The sequence below is a fragment of the Paenibacillus cymbidii genome (assembly GCF_004764705.1).
Classification (GTDB): Bacteria; Bacillota; Bacilli; order Paenibacillales; family NBRC-103111; genus Paenibacillus_AN; species Paenibacillus_AN cymbidii.
This window is the reverse complement of record NZ_SHLX01000030.1, coordinates 24,605-43,199: the sequence shown is the minus strand read 5'-3', so window position 1 is coordinate 43,199 and position 18,595 is coordinate 24,605. Positions and strand designations below refer to the sequence as shown.

Sequence of the window (18,595 nt, the reverse complement as noted above, 5' to 3'; positions counted from 1 at the left end):
TTTCGAACGAGGAGTGAGACGATGGAGAAGATTGGCGGGGGTATCGTGGCAAGAAAAAAATGGATGGCCGGACTGGCGGGAGCAATCGCCATTGTAACGGTGCTGGCAGGCTGCAGCGGCGGCAAGGAGGAAGCAGGCAAGGGCGCGTCGCCTTCGCCGGCGGCGTCGGCGAAGGCGGGAGCATCGGCAGCACCCAATCCGTATGCGCAGAAGCTTGAGCTTTCCTGGATCGGATTCAACCAGACCGGCAAGGCGAACGACAAACTGGACAGCCCGACGAAGAAGCTGATCGAAGAGAAGTTTAACGTAAAAATCAATCAGGTCATGCTCGATATGTCCAACAAGGAGCAGGTAAACCTGTATTTCGCCGAAGGCAAAACGGCGGATTACATCAGCCTGAACGTGCCTTACCAGTTCCTGATCGATCAGGGCTTGCTTAAGGAACTGAGCGAAGAGAAAATTCGCTCCGCGATGCCCAAGTGGATGGAGAGAGTCGACGCCATGCTGGGCAAAGACGTCGCCAGCACGACGATGAAGTACAAGGGCAAAAACTACTTCATCCCGTTCCTCAGCTACGCGCAGCTGCAGCCGTGGGTCATGGCCTTGCGCAAGGACTGGCTCGACAACGTCGGCATCGCCAAGCTGCCGGAAACGATGGACGAATACCACGAGGTGCTGAAGCGCTTCACCTTTAACGATCCGGACAAAAACGGCAAAAACGATACGTTCGGCGGCCACGGCATCCAGCTTTATTTGCGGGGAGCTTACGGGCTCGGTTCGTCGAACACCGCCTTCTACGCGGACAAGAGCGGCAAAGTATCGCCCGTTGCGCTGTCCGACGGCTTCCGGGATTATCTGAAAACGATGCAGGCATGGAACAAGGAAGGGCTGATCGATCCCGAGTCGCTCACCGATCAGCGTCCGCAGCAGCGGGCCAAATGGGAAAGCGGCAAGTTCGGCGTGCTGGCCGACCATCCGTGGTGGTTCGCGTTGTCGACGGCAGCCAATTTGACGAGCATGGTAACCGATAAAAATGCCGCCGCCAAAATTGAATTCATCAAGCCTTTCACCGGCCCGACCGGCGACAAAGGCGCGGGCGGCATCAACTTCCCGTCAGCCGGCTTCGGCTTTGCGTTCGGCAAAAACACGAGCGACGACAAAGTGGCGCGCATCATGGCGATCAAGGAATTTCTGGTGGCAAACGACGATTTCTACAAACGCGTCTATTACGGCGAACAAGGCAAGGGGTATACGCTCGACAAGGACGGCATCATCCAACTGACGCCGGAATACTCGAAGGTGGACAAGATCAACGAGGAAGGCATCGCCCAATATTTTGGCCTGACTCCGGTCACGTGGGATTACGCCAAAAAAAATCTGGTCACCAAGGCGGACAGCCCCGCCTACGACGTGTCCATGTCGAGTCCGATCAAATATACCAACGTCAACTTCAGCTTCAGCGGCACGAACGAGTCGCTCGTCAAATACGGCACGGCGATCGCAACGGTAGCGACCGAATTCGAAACGAACGCGGTAGCCGGCAAGCTCGACATCGACAAGGAATGGGAAGCGTTCAAGAAAAAGTTCCTCGACGCCGGCGGGCAGGCGGTAATGGACGAATACCAGAAGCTGTACGACGCGTCCAATAAGAAGTAACGATGATGCGAGACCGCTTCGGCAAATACGGTTATTACTACCTGATGCTTGCTCCCGCGATCGTTTTGTTCGCCTTGTTCAGTTATGTGCCCATGTATGGCGTCATCATCGCCTTCAAGGACTACAGGTTCATCGACGGCATATGGGGCAGTCCGTGGGTCGGTTTCGACTATTTCGAACAGTTTTTTCACGACGTGTTTTTTTGGCGGATCATTCGCAACACGCTGACGATCAGCGGTCTGCATCTGCTGTTCGGCTTCCCGGCTCCCGTTGTGCTGGCGCTGCTGTTTAACGAGCTGATCCACGGCAAATTCAAAAAATTCGTGCAAAGCGTCTCGTACTTGCCCCACTTCATGTCGTGGGTCATATTGGCCAGCTTGCTGACCGAAATTTTGTCCCCGTCGCGGGGAGCGCTCAACTATGTGCTCACCTTCTTCGGCGGCAAGCCGATTCATTTTCTCGCCGATCCGGACACGTTCGTGGGCATGCTGGTCATCACGCATATTTGGCAAAGCGTCGGCTGGGGAAGCGTCGTCTATTTGGCCGCCATTGCCGGCATCAGCCAGGATCAATACGAATCGGCCACGATCGACGGCGCGGGCCGCTTGCAGAAAATCGTGCACATTACCTTGCCGTCGCTGGTGCCGATCATGACGATCCTGTTCATCCTGAATGTCGGCGGCATCATGAACGCGGGCTTCGATCAAATTTTTAACCTGTACAACCCGGCCGTGTACCGCGTCGCCGACATTATCGACACGTACGTGTACCGGATCGGCTTGCTGGAAACGAAGTACGGCTTTTCCTCGGCCATCGGCTTGTTCAAAAACGTGATCGCGCTCGCGCTTGTCATGGGCACCAACTTTCTCGTCAAACGGTTCAACGATTACGGCATCTGGTGAGGGGGAGGGCTCCGTCATGACCGTATTCCGCCGCAAAAGCCCGGCTGGCAAATTATTCGATGTGTTCAACGTGTTGCTTATGATCGTGTTGTCCATCCTGTTCGTGTATCCGTTCTGGAACTTGCTTATGCTGTCCGTGACCGGACCGGCCTATGTGAACCGGCTCGGACTGCGCTTGTGGCCGGAAGGCTTCAATCTGTCGGCGTACGGGCAGGTGCTGCGCAGCGACATCCTTTATTCGGCCTTCGGCAATACGTTGTTCCGCACGTCGTTCGGCGTTACGCTGACGGTGGCGGTGACGATGCTCGCCGCGTTTGCGCTGTCGCGTCGCGACTTGCCTTTGCGCGGGGCGATTACGCTGTTTTTGCTGTTTACGATGTTTTTCAGCGGCGGGCTCATTCCGACCTATCTGACGATGAAATCGTACGGCTTGATCGGCTCCTTGTGGGTGCTGGTGCTTCCCGGCCTGGCGAACGCTTGGTACATTATCCTGGCGCGCAATTTCCTGATGGGATTCCCGCGGGAACTGGAGGAATCGGCGCTGATCGACGGGGCGAATCCGGTGCAAACGGCGTTTCGGATCATTTTTCCGCTGTCGATGCCGATCATTGCCGTCATTGCGCTTTGGTCGGGGGTGGCTCATTGGAACGCTTGGTTCGATGCAATGATTTATTTGCGCGAAAAAAACAGCTTCGTGCTACAATTGCTGGTGCAGAAGCTGTTTCTGCAGGAGCGGATCGACCCGACCAACACCGGCTCCTATATCGACATGACCGAGCAGGTGACCAGCCAGTCGATCAAAGCGGCGACGATCGTCATCGCCGTTGCGCCGATTATCGCTTTTTACCCGTTCCTGCAAAAATATTTCGTCAAAGGCATCATGATCGGATCTCTCAAAGGGTAAGCAAGGCGGGGGCGGGACAAATCCGATAGAAACGGGAAGTGGCTGTGGGCACGACAAGACCAAAAGAAGCGGGGAAATGGAATGGATGGAGAAGACAGGCTGCGCGGCATGCTTGGCGCCGATGAGCTGGATCAGCCGGCAGCCGGCGGGGAACCGTCCGCAGCGGGCGGCCGGCGGGGAGTACCGTACAATCCGGCCGCCTTCGCACGGAACCGGATTATCGACACGTGGGACAAATACGACGGGGCGCTGAGCTGGGGCAAAGGCCAGTGCCTGGCCATTCTGGACGACGGCTGCGACTTGTCCGTTCCCGAGTGGCAGGCCCGGCTGCCATGGGGACCGAAGGTGATCGCCGCCTACAACAGCATCGACGGCAACGACGATCCGACGCCGGTCCCGCCGGGTTATCACGGCACCAGCGTCGGTTATCCGTCCTCGCTCCACTACAACGGCTTGCTGGGCGCCGCTTACAACAATCACGTCGCGCACGTTCGCTGCGCAAGCATCGTTCATTTGCGGCGGGACGAATCCGCTTCGATCGCGGAAGGGCTGCAATGGGTCGTCGATCATCGCGAACGGTACGGCATCACGGCTGTCAACTTGTCCGTGCTCGACGACCTAATGCATGAAACGCCGATCGCGACGATGATCGACGCGAAGCTGGAGGAACTGCGGCGCCTTGGCGTGTGGGTAAGCGCGCCGTGCGGGAACAACGGCTACACCGCCGGCATTTCCTGGCCCGCCTGCCAACCGGCGTGCTTCGCGATCGGCGCCGTGCATCCGGACACGGGCGAGGTGCATCTGGACCGGGGCGCCGGCACGGACCTGCTGGTCGCCGCAACGGCGACCTCTTCGTCGAACGCTTATGCGGCGGCGTGTGCGATGATTTTGCGCGAAGCCGTGGCTGTCAGCGGGTTTCGCTGGGAAGCGTGGGGCGCCACGCTGCCGGATGCGCTGATGGCGATTTTTCGCCATACGGGGACCGCAGTCGACGATCCGGCTTCCGGCCGCAGCTTTCTTTGCCTCGACCTGCTGGCTGCCGTCGACTTCCTTTTTGCGGCACCGATGCGGACGAAATAAGCCAAGAAAAATGGCTTATTGGCCCGATTCGGGGTGCCTCGTTGGAAATAGCCAGTGAAAACATGGCCTATTTGCTCCGTCAGGCCCCGGATCGGGCCTTTTCGCCGGAATAGCCAGTGATTTCACTGGTTATTATGGAGGGACTGGGTGCCGATTTTGGTGAAATAGGCAATAAAATAGGGCCTATTTTTCAAGAAGCTTCATCGGAGCGGCACAAAAGCGAATTGGTTAGTTGGCGGAGGGCAGAATGCCGCGCTTTGTGCAACATGTCTGCATGGAGAGGGTTAAACAGGGGGCGAGGGGCGGGAGCGGAGAGCGGGGGTTGGTATGGAGAAGCTGAGCGCTTTCTGCAAGAAAGCGGCTTCGGAAGCATACTCTAGCGTTCGCCTTTGTTTTCCGGATTCCCCCTTGGCTGATCGTTCGAAGAATCCGGAAAACAAGAATCGATCGGAGTACCAACCCCCGCGCGCAGCGGGAGCCGGTTTCGCCGGGGTTCGCAGTTTGTCTTGCTCTGACGACCATACTCAGTCGACGCCAAACAACCGTCGCTTCCTCCAAAAGGGGAATGCGGCGGTTGTTTGGCATGTTCGCTACTTACAATACAACCGTACGCCCTTCGGCGGCGGAACGGTTCGACGCTTCCATCAGCACAGTCAGCTGACGGCCTTGATCGATCGTAATCGTCGGCGCCGTGCCGTGCACGATATGATCGACCCATTGATTGAGCGGTTGTGGCGGCACGGCCGGCAGCCGGTCCGGCGTCACCCAGCCGTCGTTTGCGCCGAGGCCAAGCTTGCGGCTGCGCAATTGGATCGTGTTGCCGATGAGCAGGCAGCCTTCGGTGCCGTGCACTTCGACGCTGAACGGGCTGAAGCGGCTGGCGAAGCCGGCTTCGACTACCGCCAGCGCGCCGTTCTCGTACGCCAGCACGGATACGGCGTTGTCTTCGACATCGCGGCCGGTTACATGACCGAACTGTGCGGTGACGCTCTTCGGCATGCCGAGATAGAACGCGGCCAAATACATCGGATGGCAGCCCAGGTCGATCAGGGCGCCGCCGCCGCATTGCTCGCGGCTGAAGAAATGCTCCGGCAGCCAGCCTTTGTCCGAACTCGCGGTCGGCAGCGCGCCGTCATGGGCGAGCCGGATGCGAAGCAGCGTCACGTCGCCGACGAGACCTTGGTCGATGACTTGTTTGGCATAGAGGAACTTGTTCTCCGTCAGCCGCGGCAGCGAAATCATGAACGATTTGCCGGAGGCGTTCACCGCTTCGATGATCCGGTCGGCGTCCGCCGTTGTGATGGCAAGCACTTTTTCCGTAAAAATATGTTTGCCGGCATTCGCCGCCGCGATCATCACTTCCGCGTGCAAATGGGAAGGCGTGTCGACGACAACCGCATCGATATCCGGGTTGTCCAGCAGTTCCTGCAGCCGTTCATAGAAAGGTACGCCCAACTCGTTTGCCATTTGCCGGCCGCGATCCGGCAGTTCGTCCCATACGGCGACGATTTGACATTCGGGTCTTGCCTGCACTTGGCGGGTATAATCTTTGGCATGTACGTGCCAGTAGCTGAGCATCGCGACTTTGATCGTCATCGGTCGTTCCACCATCCTATTCTGGCGTTTTGTTTCATAAGGAGCCGTGTAACTGACGGCTTTCCCCAACGATCATACCACCATCTGCCCGGGCAAATATATTGTGAATATGCGACATTTGTCTGAGATTTCGGGACATGCTATGATAGGCGTGGAAGTTTGTGATGACGTTCGTCGCCCGGTCACGGGAGGAACGCCGAAACCATGACGCGGGGTGAACATAATGTGGAACTGGATCATACCGATCGTAACGCTGATTGTCGGCGCTGTCGCCGGATTTTTCGTCGGCGTGTACTACTTGCGCGGGCAAATTGAGCGGATGCAGAACAACCCGGACATGTTGGCCAAGATGGCGAAGCAGATGGGCTACAACATGAACAAGCAGCAGTTGAACAAGGCGCAGCAAATGCTGAAGAAACAGAAGTTCAAATAAATCCGCGCCGGTTTGCCGGCAAGCGGACGGAACCAAAGACAGCGGGGGGTGCCGACGCTACGTCGGTGCGCCCCGCTTCCTGCCATTATAGCGATGAAAGGAGTACTACCTCCATGCCTGCCAAAGATTACAGAAACGAAAGCGTCGCCCGCAACCGGGAGCAACTGGAATATCATGTCCGCGAAATATTGCGGTTGATCGGCGAGGACGTGGACCGCGAAGGCTTGCTGGACACGCCCGCCCGCGTCGTCCGCATGTACGAGGAAATTTTCGGCGGTTACGAAGCCGATTTGAACGACGTAATCGGCGTTACGTTTGACGAAAACCACAAGGAGCTCGTGATCGTCAAAGATATCGTCTACTACAGCCAATGCGAGCATCATATGGCCCCGTTCTATGGCCACGTGCACATCGGCTATATCCCAAGCGGCAAAATAGCCGGCCTCAGCAAGTTCGCCCGCCTGGTCGAGGCGGTCACCCGCAAGCTGCAGGTGCAGGAGCGCATCACGTCGGAGCTGGCGGATGTGATCGACGAAGTGCTGAAGCCGCAAGGCTGCATGGTCGTCGTGCAAGGCGAGCATCTGTGCATGTGCGCCCGCGGCGTGAAGAAGCCCGGCAGCAAAACCGTCACCTCCGCGGTGCGCGGCGAATTCAAGTCGAACGCGGCGCTGCGCTCGGAGTTTCTGTCGCTGCTCAAGGAGTAGCGGCAACGCGGGCGCGTTCGCCGCGCCAGCGGCCGATCAGCGCGACGGCAAGGCAAATGCAGCCGCTCGCGGCGAATAACCAGCGCAGGCCCGATGCGGTCTGCGCTTGTGCCGCTGCGCTGGCGTCGGTAGCGCCTGCGCCGATGAGCAGCACGGCAAGCGCGATGCCGCCGACCATGCCGAGATAGCGGATCAGCGCCAGCATGCTGCCGACGAGGCTCGCTTTGCTGCCGGGCGCGGCGCTCATGATCGTCGCATTGTTCGCGGCGAGGAACAAGCCGGTGCCGAGGCCGAACATCGCGTTGAACGCGATCAGGTCGGCAAGCGTCGGCGTTCCTCCGGCCGCAACCGGCACGGTGGAAGCGGCGCAGATCAGCATGCCGGCGGTCGTCGGCCATGCCGGGCCGAAGCGGTCGCGCGCCCAGCCGGACAGCGGGCCGGACAACCCCATCAGCACCGGCTGGACCGCCAGCACCAGCCCGGCCGAGGAGACGGACAAACCGAGCCCGTGCAGCAGGTAGAAGCTGAGCGGCAGCTGCGTGCCCGTCTGCGCGGCGTAGTACAGGAAGTTCGACAAGTTGCCGATGCCGATATGGCGATTGCGGTACAGGATGCTGTCGACGATGGCGTGCTCGCGCCGCCGTTCGATCCGCCACAGTGCGGCTGCCGCCAGCAGGCCGGCGGCGCCGACGATCAGCACGGGCGCGGAGAAGCGCTGCTCCTGCGCCATGATCGCGGCGGCGAACAGCAGCGTGGCGGCAGCGGCCAACACGAGGGCGCCGGCCGTGTCGAGCTTGCGCTGCGAGCGTTCGGTTTGGGGAAACAGCCGCAAGCCGTAATAAGTCGCCGCTGCGGCGAACGGCACGTTGATCAGGAACAGCAGCGGCCATCCGCCCCACTGGGCGAGAAAACCGCCGATCGCCGGGCCCGCCAGCGTGCCGGCCGACATGAACACCGTATTCAGGCCAAGCGCCTTGCCCCGTTCGTTGTCCGGGAATACCGCGCGCACCATCGCCTGGCTGTTGGCCATCATCATCGTGGCGCCGATCCCCTGCACGACGCGCGCGGCGATCAGCAGCCACAGTTGCCCGGCGAATACGGCAAGCAGCGAACCGAGGCCGAAACCGAACATGCCGAAGCTGTAAATGACGCGCCGCTCCAACCGGTCGCTGAGGCCGCCCAAGATCGGCAATAGTCCGATCATCGTCAGCAAATAGGCGGTGATCACCCACTGCACGTCCCCCAGATTCGCCCCGAATTGCTCCGCCACCTGCGGCAGCGCCAAATGGACGATGCCGACATCAAGCGTCGTCATAAACGTTCCCAAATTGATGACATGCATGATTTTCCATCTTTGCGGATTGACGGTTGTTTCTCCTGTTGACACGCGTTATCCTTCTTTCCCGACGTTCACCGAAGCCTGCGATCGTTCGTTTTACTCGATTGTAGCGCATTTTTGCGTGCGGCGGTGGACCAATTCGCAAACGGGGCGGACAACTTTTGGCCTCATTATGTTCGGCCTTGCTTCGGAGGGCTGTTTGAACGCGCCGCGCCGCGGGTAAATTCGTTCTAACCTACCCCGAGGGAGGATGAGACCGATGACCGTTCAGGAGCTATTCGACCGGTACGAACGGGCGCTGGAAGCGGGCGACATTGAAGGCGTTGCGGCGGCTTACGGGCAACAGGCGCTGATGAGCGGACCGGACGGCGTCTATTATATCGAAAACAACGACGGGTTTCGCGAGGCGCTGCGCCAGGCCTCCTCCTTCTACAAAAGCATCGGCGTCGCGTCGATCGGCCGGCGCAAGTTTACCGAGGCGCCGCTCGGCGACGATCACATGCTGGTCAAAGTGAACTGGAAGCTGGAGTTTGCGACCGGTGATCCGGTCGATTTTGACATGACGTATGTGGTTCGGTGCAATCCGGGCGGGGAGCCGCATTTCGTGTTCCTGATCGCGCACAATGAAGAGGAGCGGCTGCGCGAGTCGGGCCGCAAGTGGAAAGCGTAATCGAACCGCAAGCTGCATATTTGCCGCGTCCGTCGGATGCGGTTTTTTTTGTGGCGTGATTGGATCGAATTATAATGAAACTATAGTTTTATTATGCTAAAATGGGAGCGATGACGACGGGGAGGTAAATATGCGGTGAAGAGGCTGAACGCGGAAGACATTAAAGGGACATGGGGCACGGTGCTGCTGCCGCTTGGGGAAAACGAAACGATCGATTATGCGCGCATGCGGACGCAAATCGAAACGATTGCCGCGGCGGGGGTTAACGGCATTTATTCGAACGGTACGGCGGGCGAGTTTTATGCCCAATCCGAGGCGGAATACGAAACGATCAGCGAGCTGGTTGCGGAAGTGTGCGAAGCGCGCGGATTGCCGTTCCAGCTCGGCGCGTCGCATATGAGTCCGCAAACGTCGCTCGAACGGATTCGCCGCGCCGTCAAGCTGGCTCCCGGAGCGATCCAGGTCATTTTGTCCGACTGGTATGCGCTGACGGACGACGAAGCGATCGATTGCTTGCAACGGATGGAGGATGCGGCGGACGGCATCGGGCTGGTGCTGTACAACCCGCCGCACGCCAAACGGGTGCTGCAGCCGGAAACGTACGGCAAGCTGAAAGCCGCCGTGCCGAACTTGATCGGCGCGAAAACGGCAGGCGGCGACAGCGCCTGGTACGCGTCGATGCGCGAGCATATGCGCGGCATGTCGGTGTTCGTGCCCGGCCATCGGCTCGCGACCGGCATCTCGCAAGGGGCGCACGGCTCCTACTCCAACGTGGCGTGCCTGAGTCCTGCCGGCGCGCAGCGCTGGTATGAGCGGATGCAAACCGACCTCGCGGGCGCGCTGGAAGCGGAGGAACGCATCTTCGGCTTCATCCGCGACAGCATCGTGCCGTATATCACGGAGCAAGGCTACAGCAATGCGGCCGTCGACAAGCTGCTCGCGGCGATCGGCGGCTGGTCCGACGCCGGGACGAAGCTGCGCTGGCCATATCGTTCGATTCCGCTGGAAGAGGCGGAGCGGCTCCGCCCGATCGCCGTGGCGCAAATGCCGGAACTGTTCGCCTGACACCGCTTTTTCAACATACGGGACCCTGCCAGGCAGGGTTCTTTCTTTTTTCATTTCCGACAACACAGTGACATATTCGGGCAACCGTTTCATATTAAGAGGCGGCTGCAGCGAGTATAGTAAGGGCAAGACCTGACGGGAGGCGGAAATCGACGTGAACGCGATCGGTTTGACAGAATTGACCTTAAAGCAACTGAAACGGGTGTTGGAGGAAACGCCGGCCTGGACCGGGACTGAGCACTTGTTCCCGGAGACGGCTCGTGTGGGCGCACTCCGCGAAAGTGACGGGAACGGGCTTGTGAACGAGGCGTTCTGGTCGGAACTGAAGGAGCGGGGCGAACGGTTCGCCGAAACGCCCATTGTGCAGCTGCCGCTCGCGGAGTTTTGGGCGTTCGGGCGCACGGGCGATCGCGGGCGATTCGAGCATGCGTATTTCGAGCGCAGGCGGAAGCTGTCCGTTTACGCGATGCTGCAGTTGACCGAAGGCGAAGGCGGCGACCGGTGGCTGACCGCGCTGGAGGAAGTGATCTGGGCGATCTGCGACGAATACACGTGGGTGCTTCCGGCGCATGTCGGCCTGTACGTGATCGAGTATCCGAACGGCATCTGGGACAAGCCTGCCCCGCCGCGGGAGACGGTCGACTTGTTTGCGGGCGAAACCGCTTTTGCGCTGGCGGAAATTATGCGGCTATTCGAGCAGCGTCTGCATCCCTGGGTTGTGCACCGGGTGAAGGAAGAGATCGAGCGGCGCATTTTCCGCGTTTATTTCGACGATCCGACTCCGCAAAACTGGGAGATGAAAACGAACAACTGGCCAGCCGTTTGCGCGGCGAGCTCGGCTTGTGCGGCCATTTATTTGGTCGACGACGCCGAGAAGCTGGCGGGGATGATCTGGCGGGCGCTGCATGCGCTGCGGGCGCATATTTCCGGCTTCGACGAACAGGGCGCAACGCCTGAAGGCGTCGCTTATTGGCAGTTCGGTTTCGGGTATTACGTCTTTTTTGCCGAGCTGCTGCGCGCCCGGACCGAAGGGAGAGTCGACTTGCTGCAGGGCGAGCATGTGGGCAGCATTGCCCGGTTCCCGCAAGCGTGTTTGCTGACGGGCAGCCAGGTCGTCAATTTCTCCGATTCGCCGAGCGTCGTCGATCTTTCCGTCGGCTTGTTCGCGCGGCTTCGCGACCGCTGCGGCGGCGTTTCGCTGCCCGAAGCGGAAGCGGGGTTCGGCGACGCGCAGCTTCGCTGCTGGGCTGCTTTCAGCCGCAGCGTGCTTTGGGCGCTGACAGGCGAAACGGCGGAGCCGGCTGCCGAGCCGCAGGAGGATTTCCATTTCCGCGGCAACCAGTGGGTCGTTTCGAAGCGCAGGCTCGGCGGCGGTCCGGTCGTTTTTGCCGCGAAGGGCGGCCACAACGAGGAACCGCACAATCATAACGACCTGGGGCATTTTGTGCTGCATACGCAGGGCGGCAGCGTGCTCAAGGATATCGGCATGGGCGAATACACGCGGCAGTATTTCCAAACCGGGATCCGCTACGGCTTGTGGACGGCCGGTTCGCACGGTCATTCGGTGCCGGTCGTGGACGGCGTGCGGCAATCGTACGGCAGCGCGTTCCGCACCGAAACGCTGGCTTATGAAGCGGGGCCGGACGGCGGGTTGTTCCGGCTCGATTTGACGCGCGCTTACGAGTGCGAGCATTTGCAGTCGCTGCACCGCACGTTCGAGTGGGCGTGGGCGGAAGAAGAGCTGACGCTGACGGTCACCGATGAAGCGGCTTTTGCGCGCGCGCCGGAATCGTTCGAGGAAGCGTTTATTGCCGATGCGGAGCCGGTGTGCGAAACGCCGGGCACGGTGCGCATCGGGCCGGTGACGCTGGCGTACGACGCGGCGGCGTGGAGCTACGCGGCGGAGCAGCTCGTCGCGCGCGTGCACGGCGGCGCGGACGGCGCGTTCTGGCGCATCGCGCTGCGCGCTATTCAGCCGGAAGCGAAGCTGGCCGGGCGGTTTACATTCCGCACGCGGTAGAGCGTCTCATGCACGTAACTGCGCCGGTATTGCCCGGTGTTTAACAAATTCAAGCTTCTGAAATGCACCCGCGCCCATCAGGCGCACATGTTGCCCCATCCCGAGCGTTATAGCGCGATCCAGGCGTTATTTTGCAAAGGCTGGGGCTTTTCGTCGACCCATCAAAAAAATTGCCCATGAAAAATGGCTTATTTGCCCGATTGGCCGGCCTCGTGGGACTGCCCGTTTTGGGCGAAATAGGCAAAAAAATAGGGTCTGTTTTTCAAAGTTGTCGCCGCAGGGGGGGGGCACGAAAGCAAATTAGTTAGTTGGCGGAGGGGAGAAGCGCTTTGTGCCACGAGTCCGCTTTTGCGGAGGTTAAAACAGAGGCGAAGGGGGGAGCGGAGAGCAGGGGGTGATATGGAGAAGCTGAGCGCTTTCTGCAAGAAAGCGGCTTCGGAAGATTACGCTGCGTTCGCCTTTGTTTTCCGGATTCCCCCTTGGCCTGATCGTTCGAAGAATTCGGAAAACAAGAAGCGATCGGAGTACCAACCCCCCGTGCGCAGCGGGAGCCGGTTTCGCGGGTATTCGACAGTTGAGGCGACTTTCTAATCGGCATGAAAAGTTATCGCCGCAGCCGGCAGTCGCGCTAGCCTCTGCCGACAAAAAAGATTGCGCTCAGCCCGAATTTCCCCTATAGTAAAACTGTTAACAGTTTTACTATAGGGTTTCTTAGTCGTACACTCCACTGAGGAAACGAGGCGGTCCCGATGACGGTCGTCAAACGCCACATGCTGGGCGACGCCATCTCCAAAAGGCTGCGCAAAGCGATTATCAGCGGCGAATACCCGCATCATTACCATTTGGCGGAACCGCAGCTCGCCGAACAATTGGGCGTCAGCCGCGGGCCGGTGCGCGACGCTTTGCAGCTGCTGGTCCAGGAAGGTTTCGCCGAGCGGCTGCCGAACGGACGGGTACGCGTCAAAGCGGTGGAGCTGCAGGATATCCGCAACTTGTACGAGTTCCGCACGATGCTGGAGACGATGGCAGCGGAGAAGTGGATGGCAGGCGGCGGTACGCTATTTCCCCGGGCGGAGTTCGACGACATTCTCGCGCAGATGGAGAAGCGGACGATTACGTCGGAGGAATTTGCCGGCTGGGACGTGCGCTTTCACCAGCGGATCGTCGAATTGTCGGGGAACAAAACGCTGATGCAGGCCTGGATCGGGCTGGAGGAAGTGATCCAGTCGATCCTTGAAATTACGAACCAGGGCAACCCTCGTGCCGAGACGATTTTGTCGCATCACGCGGACATTGTACAAGCGCTCGCCGCCCGCGATCTGCAGGCAGCCAAGGCTACGATCGCGGCGCATCTGAAGGAAGCGGAAGAAGTGATGATAAGCGAGTTGGGCAAATGGATTCCGCACCGCTGACGTCCGCCCGGGCTGCGGCAAACTGCCGCAAGCCGCGGCGCTCAGCTACACACCGAAAGGGGAAACGACGAAGATGACAACGGCGACGATGAACGCGCTTGTTTACGAAGGACCACGAACGATGAATATCCGGGAGCTGCCGATTCCCGAGCCGGCTGAAGACGAAGTGCTGATCCGCGTCGAAAAAGTCGGCATATGCGGCTCCGAGCTGGGCGGCTACCTCGGGCATAACTCGCTGCGCAAGCCGCCGCTCGTGATGGGGCACGAATTCGCCGGCAGCGTCGAACGGATCGGCGCGGCGGTCAGCCACCTGCAGGCCGGCGACCGTGTGACAGTCAATCCGCTCGTGTCGTGCGGCATTTGCCGCTATTGCACGAACGGGCAAGCGCAGTTGTGCCCGAAGCGCAGCTTGCTTGGCGCGCATCGGCCGGGCGCTTTTGCCGGCTATGTCGCCGTGCCCGTCAAAAACGTATTCCGCCTGCCGGACGGCGTCTCGATGGAAGAGGGAGCTTTCGCCGAACCGTTCGCTTGTGCGGTGCATCTGCTGCGCATGTTGCGTCTGACGCCGACCGACAAGCTGCTGATCGTCGGCGCCGGGCCGATCGGCCTGTTTACGCTGCAGGCGGCGCACGTGTACGGTTTGCGCGACGTAACGGTGCTCGACTTGAACCGCAGCCGGCTCGAAATCGCCGCCGAGCTGGGAGCGGTGTGCGCCACAACGCTTGCAGAGCTCGACGAATCGCTGCGAGAAGGCGCTTATGACGCCGCCGTTGACGCGGTTGGCGCTGCTGTGACACGCCGCCAGTGCATCGATGCGGTGCGGCCGGGCGGCCAGGTGATGTTCACCGGCCTGCACGAGGCGGACAGCAGCTTGCCGATCAACACGGCGATCCGCAGCGAAATTCGGATGACCGGCGCTTTTGCTTATGCGCCGGAGGATTTTGCCGCCGCGCTGCAATGGATCGGCGAAGGGCGCGTCAGCATGATGCCGTGGACGGAAACCGTCGCGCTTGCCGCCGGCGGGGAAAGCTTCGAGAAGCTGATCCAGGGCCCGGGCAAAACGGCAAAAATTTTGCTCGACCCGTGGCAATAAGCGGATCGTTCGCCCGATCGATGCAAAAACCCCCGGAGCCGTTCGGTTCCGGGGGTTTCACTATACGCTCAACGGCCAACGCCTTGCCAGATCAGCTCGACGATGGCGCGGGCGGCAGCGGAGGTCGAGGCGAACAGCGGCTTCTCCTCCGCATAACGCGTGTTGCCGATGCGCATGACGGCGATATAGGCGTGGCCGGCGACGGCAGGGTCGACGTCGCGGATTTCGCCGGCGCGGGCGGCCGCATCGAATGCGTCCACCACGACGCGGTAAATGGCAGCTTCCGCTTCCCGCATCGCTTGCGTCTGCTCCGGCGTCATCGCTTCCGCCGCTTTGGCCAGCATGATGTCCATATCGAAATGGGGGACATTCAAATATTGCTCCGCGATGCGGATCAAACGCGCCTGGAGCGGTTCCGGCAGCTCGAGGATCGACAGAATGCGCGTCTTGACGTTGCCGAGCATCCGCACGATCGTGGAGGTAAACAAGTCCGATTTGGTCGGAAAATAGTAGTAGACCGTCGCTTTCGTCACGCCGCAATCATCCGCGACAGATTGGATGGAGACGCCTTCGTAGCCGAAGCGCATGAACAATTGCGCCGCCGATTGGAGAATTTGTTCCCGCATCGGCGCGGCGATCGGTTCGGCGTGCGGCCTGCCGGGCGAACGTTTGCGTTTCGGTTGCATGAGGGTCGCCTCCTGTAGCATTGCATCGATTAAGGAAATCATTACCGCATGGGGCTGTTCCTCAGGTCCAATCGGCAATGATTTTCACTACTTGCGCCGGGCCAGCTTCGCTGAATTGCATCGATTAAGGAAATCATTACCGCATGGGGCTGTTCCTCAGGTCCAATCGGCAATGATTTTCACTACTTGCGCCGGGCCAGCTTCGCTGAATTGCATCGATTAAGGAAATCATTACCGCATGGGGCTGTTCCTCAGGTCCAATCGGCAATGATTTTCACTACTTGCGCCGGGCCAGCTTCGCTGAATTGCATCGATTAAGGAAATCATTATATCACACTGCAAAAACGAACAAAATATGACGGCATTGAAAATTAACCTTCCAGTATATATAATAAAAAGCGGAAGTTTTTCTTGCGAAAGTAAGGTAGTGTTGGTTAAGTAGGTTGGGTTTCCTTGTCTTGTCAAAATAGGCCCTGAAAAATGGCTTATTGACCGCATTTCGGGTGCCATTTGACAAATAGCCAGTGAAATCGCTGGCTATTAGCGCCAAACTGCCTCCCAATCGGCCATTTCTGTGAAATAACCAGTAAAATCGCTGGCTATTCCACAGCGGCTGCCCATTTTCCGCGGAATAGGTCATGAAACAGGGCCTATTTCCGAAGCCGCGATCTGCAGCGGTGCAAAGACGGTCTCTTTTTGCGCGAATAAGGCTTATCAATCAGGAGGTATCGCATGACCCGGAAACGTTCCCATTGGCTGGAGAAATACGGCGGCCTCGTCGCCGGACCACGAACGCGCTGGCTGACGCTGGCGGTGTGGATATTGCTGGCCGGGCTGCTGTCGTCGCTCGCCCCGTCGGTGAACGACGAGGAAAACAACGCGGCACCCAATTTGCCGCAGGATGCGCTGTCGGTGCAGGCCGATGCGCTGCTGCAGCGGGAGTTCCCGAACAGCGCCGGCGTTCCGGCGCTCATCGTCTGGTACCGCAGCGGCGGGTTGGCGGATGCGGATTACGCAGCGGTCCAGCGCCTCGTCAAGGAGCTGCAGGAGCAGCCGCTTGACGCGATGACCGGCGTGCCGCCGCTCGACAAGCAGCCGCTGCCGGCGCTCAAGGCGCAAGCTGCCAAAGACGGCACGACGTTCGTGTTGCCGGTATCGTTCGGCGAGCAGGAGCAAACCGAAACGCTGAAAGCGTCGCTGGACGACTTGAAGAAGCGCGCCGCCGTCATTCTCGGCGCCGATGCGTTCGAGTCGGGCGCGCTGGAGGACAACCAGCTGCACGCGCGGATTACCGGCCCCGTCGGCATCCAGACCGACGCCACGGCGCTGTTTCAGAACGCCGACGTGTCGCTGCTGCTGGCGACGGTAGCGATTGTGCTCGTACTGCTGATTCTGTTATACCGTTCGCCGCTCCTCGCTATCGTGCCGCTGATCGGCGTCGGGTTTGCCTATGGCGTAATCGGCCCGATTCTCGGTTTTCTTGCGCACGAGGGCTGGATCGTTGTCGACAGTCAGGGCATATCGATCATGACCGTGCTCCTGTTTGGCGCCGGCACCGATTACTGTTTGTTCCTTGTCGCCCGTTACCGGCAGGAGCTCCTGACGGAAACCGACAAGTACCGGGCGATGAGAGCAGCGATAAGCGGCGCTTCCGGCGCCGTAGCCATGAGCGGCCTTACCGTCGTCGTTTCGTTGCTGGCGTTGCTGGTGGCCGAATACGGCTCAAACCACAGGTTTGCGATTCCGTTCTCGCTGTCGATCCTGATTATGGGTCTGGCAAGTCTGACGCTGGTGCCGGCGCTGCTGGCGATATTCGGTCGCGCGTCGTTCTTCCCGTTTATTCCCCGCACGGCGGAGATGCGCCGCACGTACGCCGCCGCCAAAGGAAAGCCGGCCCGCGAGCTGAAGCCTGTCGGCAAGCCGAGCCTGGCGCTCGGCCGGCTCGTCACGAACCGTCCCTGGACGGTTATGCTCGTCTGCGTTGTGGTGCTCGGCGGGTTCGCGTGGCAAGCCGCTTCGATTAAAACGACGTTCAACCTGCTGCAGTCGTTCCCGAAGGACATGGCTTCACGCGAAGGCTTTGCCTTGATCGGCGACCACTTTACGCCGGGCGATCTGGCGCCGGTGAAAGTGATCGTCGACAGCGGCGGGAAGGAAGCTCCGGTGCGGCAACGACTGCAGGAACTGCCGTTCGTGGCGCAAGTCGCGGAGCCGGTCAAAGGCGCGCATAACGCTTCGCTGCTCGCTTACGACGTGACGCTGCGAATCGATCCTTACTCCAACGAGGCGCTCGCCGCCATCCCGAGTATTCGCAATGCGGCCGAATTTGCGCTCGAGCTGCCGAATGCGGACCAGCGCGTCTGGGTCGGCGGCCAAACCGCCACGCAGCGCGATACGCAGCAAACGAGCGCACGCGACACGCGGCTTGTCATTCCGCTTGTGATTGGGCTGATCGCCCTGCTGCTGCTCGTCTATCTGCGCTCTGTCGTCGCGATGCTGTATTTGATCGCTACCGTGGTGTTGTCTTACTTTTCCGCGCTGGGGGCGGGCTGGTTCGTACTTCACGATCTGATGGGCGCCGAGGCGATTCAAGGCTTTATTCCGCTGTATTCGTTCGTGTTCCTGGTGGCGCTTGGCGAAGATTACAACATCTTCATGATTTCGGGCATCTGGCAAAAAAGGCGGCACATGCCGCTGAAGGACGCCATCGCGCAAGGGGTGGCGGAGACGAGTTCTGTCATTACGTCGGCGGGCCTTATTCTGGCGGGCACGTTCGCCGTGCTGGCGACGCTGCCGATCCAGGTGCTCGTCCAGTTCGGCGTCGTAACGGCGATCGGCGTGCTGCTCGATACGTTCGTCGTGCGGCCGTTCCTTGTGCCGGCGATTACGACGCTGCTCGGGAAGCGGGCGTTCTGGCCGGGCAAAGCCGGGGAAACGGCGGCGGAAACAAGCCGCGGTTAACGCCGCGCCGACTCCGCCGCATACCCGCGCCGATGCACGCCACTGCGCCACACCGCTGCCACCGCGCTACGCCG

Annotated in this window: 15 protein-coding genes; 12 read left to right on the top strand and 3 right to left on the bottom strand. The window is 60.0% G+C overall.

Annotation, left to right across the window (positions count from 1 at the left end):
• Positions 1–45: 45 nt before the first annotated feature.
• The 4 genes from EXY20_RS30245 (at position 46) to EXY20_RS30230 (ending at position 4,542) form a co-directional block, all read left to right on the top strand.
• A complete protein-coding gene (locus tag EXY20_RS30245; protein ID WP_135556159.1) occupies positions 46–1,656 on the top strand; it encodes a DUF3502 domain-containing protein in 1,611 nt (536 codons plus the stop codon).
• A gap of 2 nt (positions 1,657–1,658) precedes the next feature.
• The gene (locus EXY20_RS30240) at positions 1,659–2,558 is read left to right on the top strand and encodes an ABC transporter permease (RefSeq protein ID WP_135556158.1); all 900 of its coding nucleotides are present in this window, start codon (positions 1,659–1,661) and stop codon (positions 2,556–2,558) included.
• A gap of 16 nt (positions 2,559–2,574) precedes the next feature.
• Positions 2,575–3,462, top strand: coding sequence for a carbohydrate ABC transporter permease (locus tag EXY20_RS30235; RefSeq protein WP_135556157.1), 888 nt, complete (start codon positions 2,575–2,577; stop codon positions 3,460–3,462).
• Between the two features lie 81 nt (positions 3,463–3,543).
• Complete coding sequence (locus tag EXY20_RS30230) at positions 3,544–4,542, top strand: S8/S53 family peptidase (RefSeq protein ID WP_135556156.1); 999 nt, start codon at positions 3,544–3,546, stop codon at positions 4,540–4,542.
• A gap of 594 nt (positions 4,543–5,136) precedes the next feature.
• On the opposite strand, the gene EXY20_RS30225 is transcribed toward EXY20_RS30230, so the two are convergent.
• Entirely contained in the window at positions 5,137–6,138 is a 1,002-nt protein-coding gene (locus EXY20_RS30225; RefSeq protein WP_135556155.1) for a Gfo/Idh/MocA family protein, read from the bottom strand.
• A 223-nt stretch (positions 6,139–6,361) separates the two neighbouring features.
• Between EXY20_RS30225 and EXY20_RS30220 the strand changes: the two genes are divergently transcribed.
• Both EXY20_RS30220 and folE read left to right on the top strand, forming a co-directional pair.
• Complete coding sequence (locus EXY20_RS30220) at positions 6,362–6,571, top strand: YneF family protein (protein WP_135556154.1); 210 nt, start codon at positions 6,362–6,364, stop codon at positions 6,569–6,571.
• Between the two features lie 113 nt (positions 6,572–6,684).
• Positions 6,685–7,275, top strand: a complete 591-nt coding sequence (gene folE / locus EXY20_RS30215; protein ID WP_135556153.1) for a GTP cyclohydrolase I FolE — start codon at positions 6,685–6,687, stop codon at positions 7,273–7,275.
• On the opposite strand, the gene EXY20_RS30210 is transcribed toward folE, so the two are convergent.
• Entirely contained in the window at positions 7,265–8,662 is a 1,398-nt protein-coding gene (locus EXY20_RS30210) for an MFS transporter (RefSeq protein ID WP_135556152.1), read from the bottom strand. The genes folE and EXY20_RS30210 overlap by 11 nt on opposite strands.
• Before the next feature lie 211 nt (positions 8,663–8,873).
• Between EXY20_RS30210 and EXY20_RS30205 the strand changes: the two genes are divergently transcribed.
• From EXY20_RS30205 to EXY20_RS30185, 5 genes are all read left to right on the top strand, one after another.
• Positions 8,874–9,284 carry a Cif family virulence factor gene (locus EXY20_RS30205; RefSeq protein WP_135556151.1) on the top strand — a complete coding sequence of 137 codons (411 nt, stop codon included), beginning with the start codon at positions 8,874–8,876 and terminating at the stop codon, positions 9,282–9,284.
• Between the two features lie 135 nt (positions 9,285–9,419).
• Positions 9,420–10,349: a dihydrodipicolinate synthase family protein gene (locus EXY20_RS30200; protein WP_207671356.1), complete on the top strand. Its 930-nt coding sequence runs from the start codon at positions 9,420–9,422 to the stop codon at positions 10,347–10,349.
• A gap of 154 nt (positions 10,350–10,503) precedes the next feature.
• The gene (locus EXY20_RS30195; RefSeq protein WP_135556150.1) at positions 10,504–12,369 is read left to right on the top strand and encodes a heparinase II/III family protein; all 1,866 of its coding nucleotides are present in this window, start codon (positions 10,504–10,506) and stop codon (positions 12,367–12,369) included.
• A 749-nt stretch (positions 12,370–13,118) separates the two neighbouring features.
• A complete protein-coding gene (locus EXY20_RS30190; protein ID WP_135556149.1) occupies positions 13,119–13,781 on the top strand; it encodes a GntR family transcriptional regulator in 663 nt (220 codons plus the stop codon).
• Positions 13,782–13,854: 73 nt separating this feature from the next.
• The gene (locus tag EXY20_RS30185) at positions 13,855–14,874 is read left to right on the top strand and encodes a zinc-dependent alcohol dehydrogenase (protein WP_235886272.1); all 1,020 of its coding nucleotides are present in this window, start codon (positions 13,855–13,857) and stop codon (positions 14,872–14,874) included.
• Between the two features lie 68 nt (positions 14,875–14,942).
• Here EXY20_RS30185 and EXY20_RS30180 read toward each other — a convergent pair whose 3' ends face one another.
• Positions 14,943–15,560 (bottom strand): TetR/AcrR family transcriptional regulator, encoded by a 618-nt coding sequence (locus EXY20_RS30180; protein WP_167859636.1) that lies wholly within the window; start codon positions 15,558–15,560, stop codon positions 14,943–14,945.
• A 732-nt stretch (positions 15,561–16,292) separates the two neighbouring features.
• On the opposite strand from EXY20_RS30180, the gene EXY20_RS30175 reads away from it, so the two are divergent.
• On the top strand, positions 16,293–18,521 hold the full coding sequence (locus EXY20_RS30175; protein ID WP_135556147.1) for an MMPL family transporter: 2,229 nt from the start codon (positions 16,293–16,295) through the stop codon (positions 18,519–18,521).
• Positions 18,522–18,595: the final 74 nt, after the last annotated feature.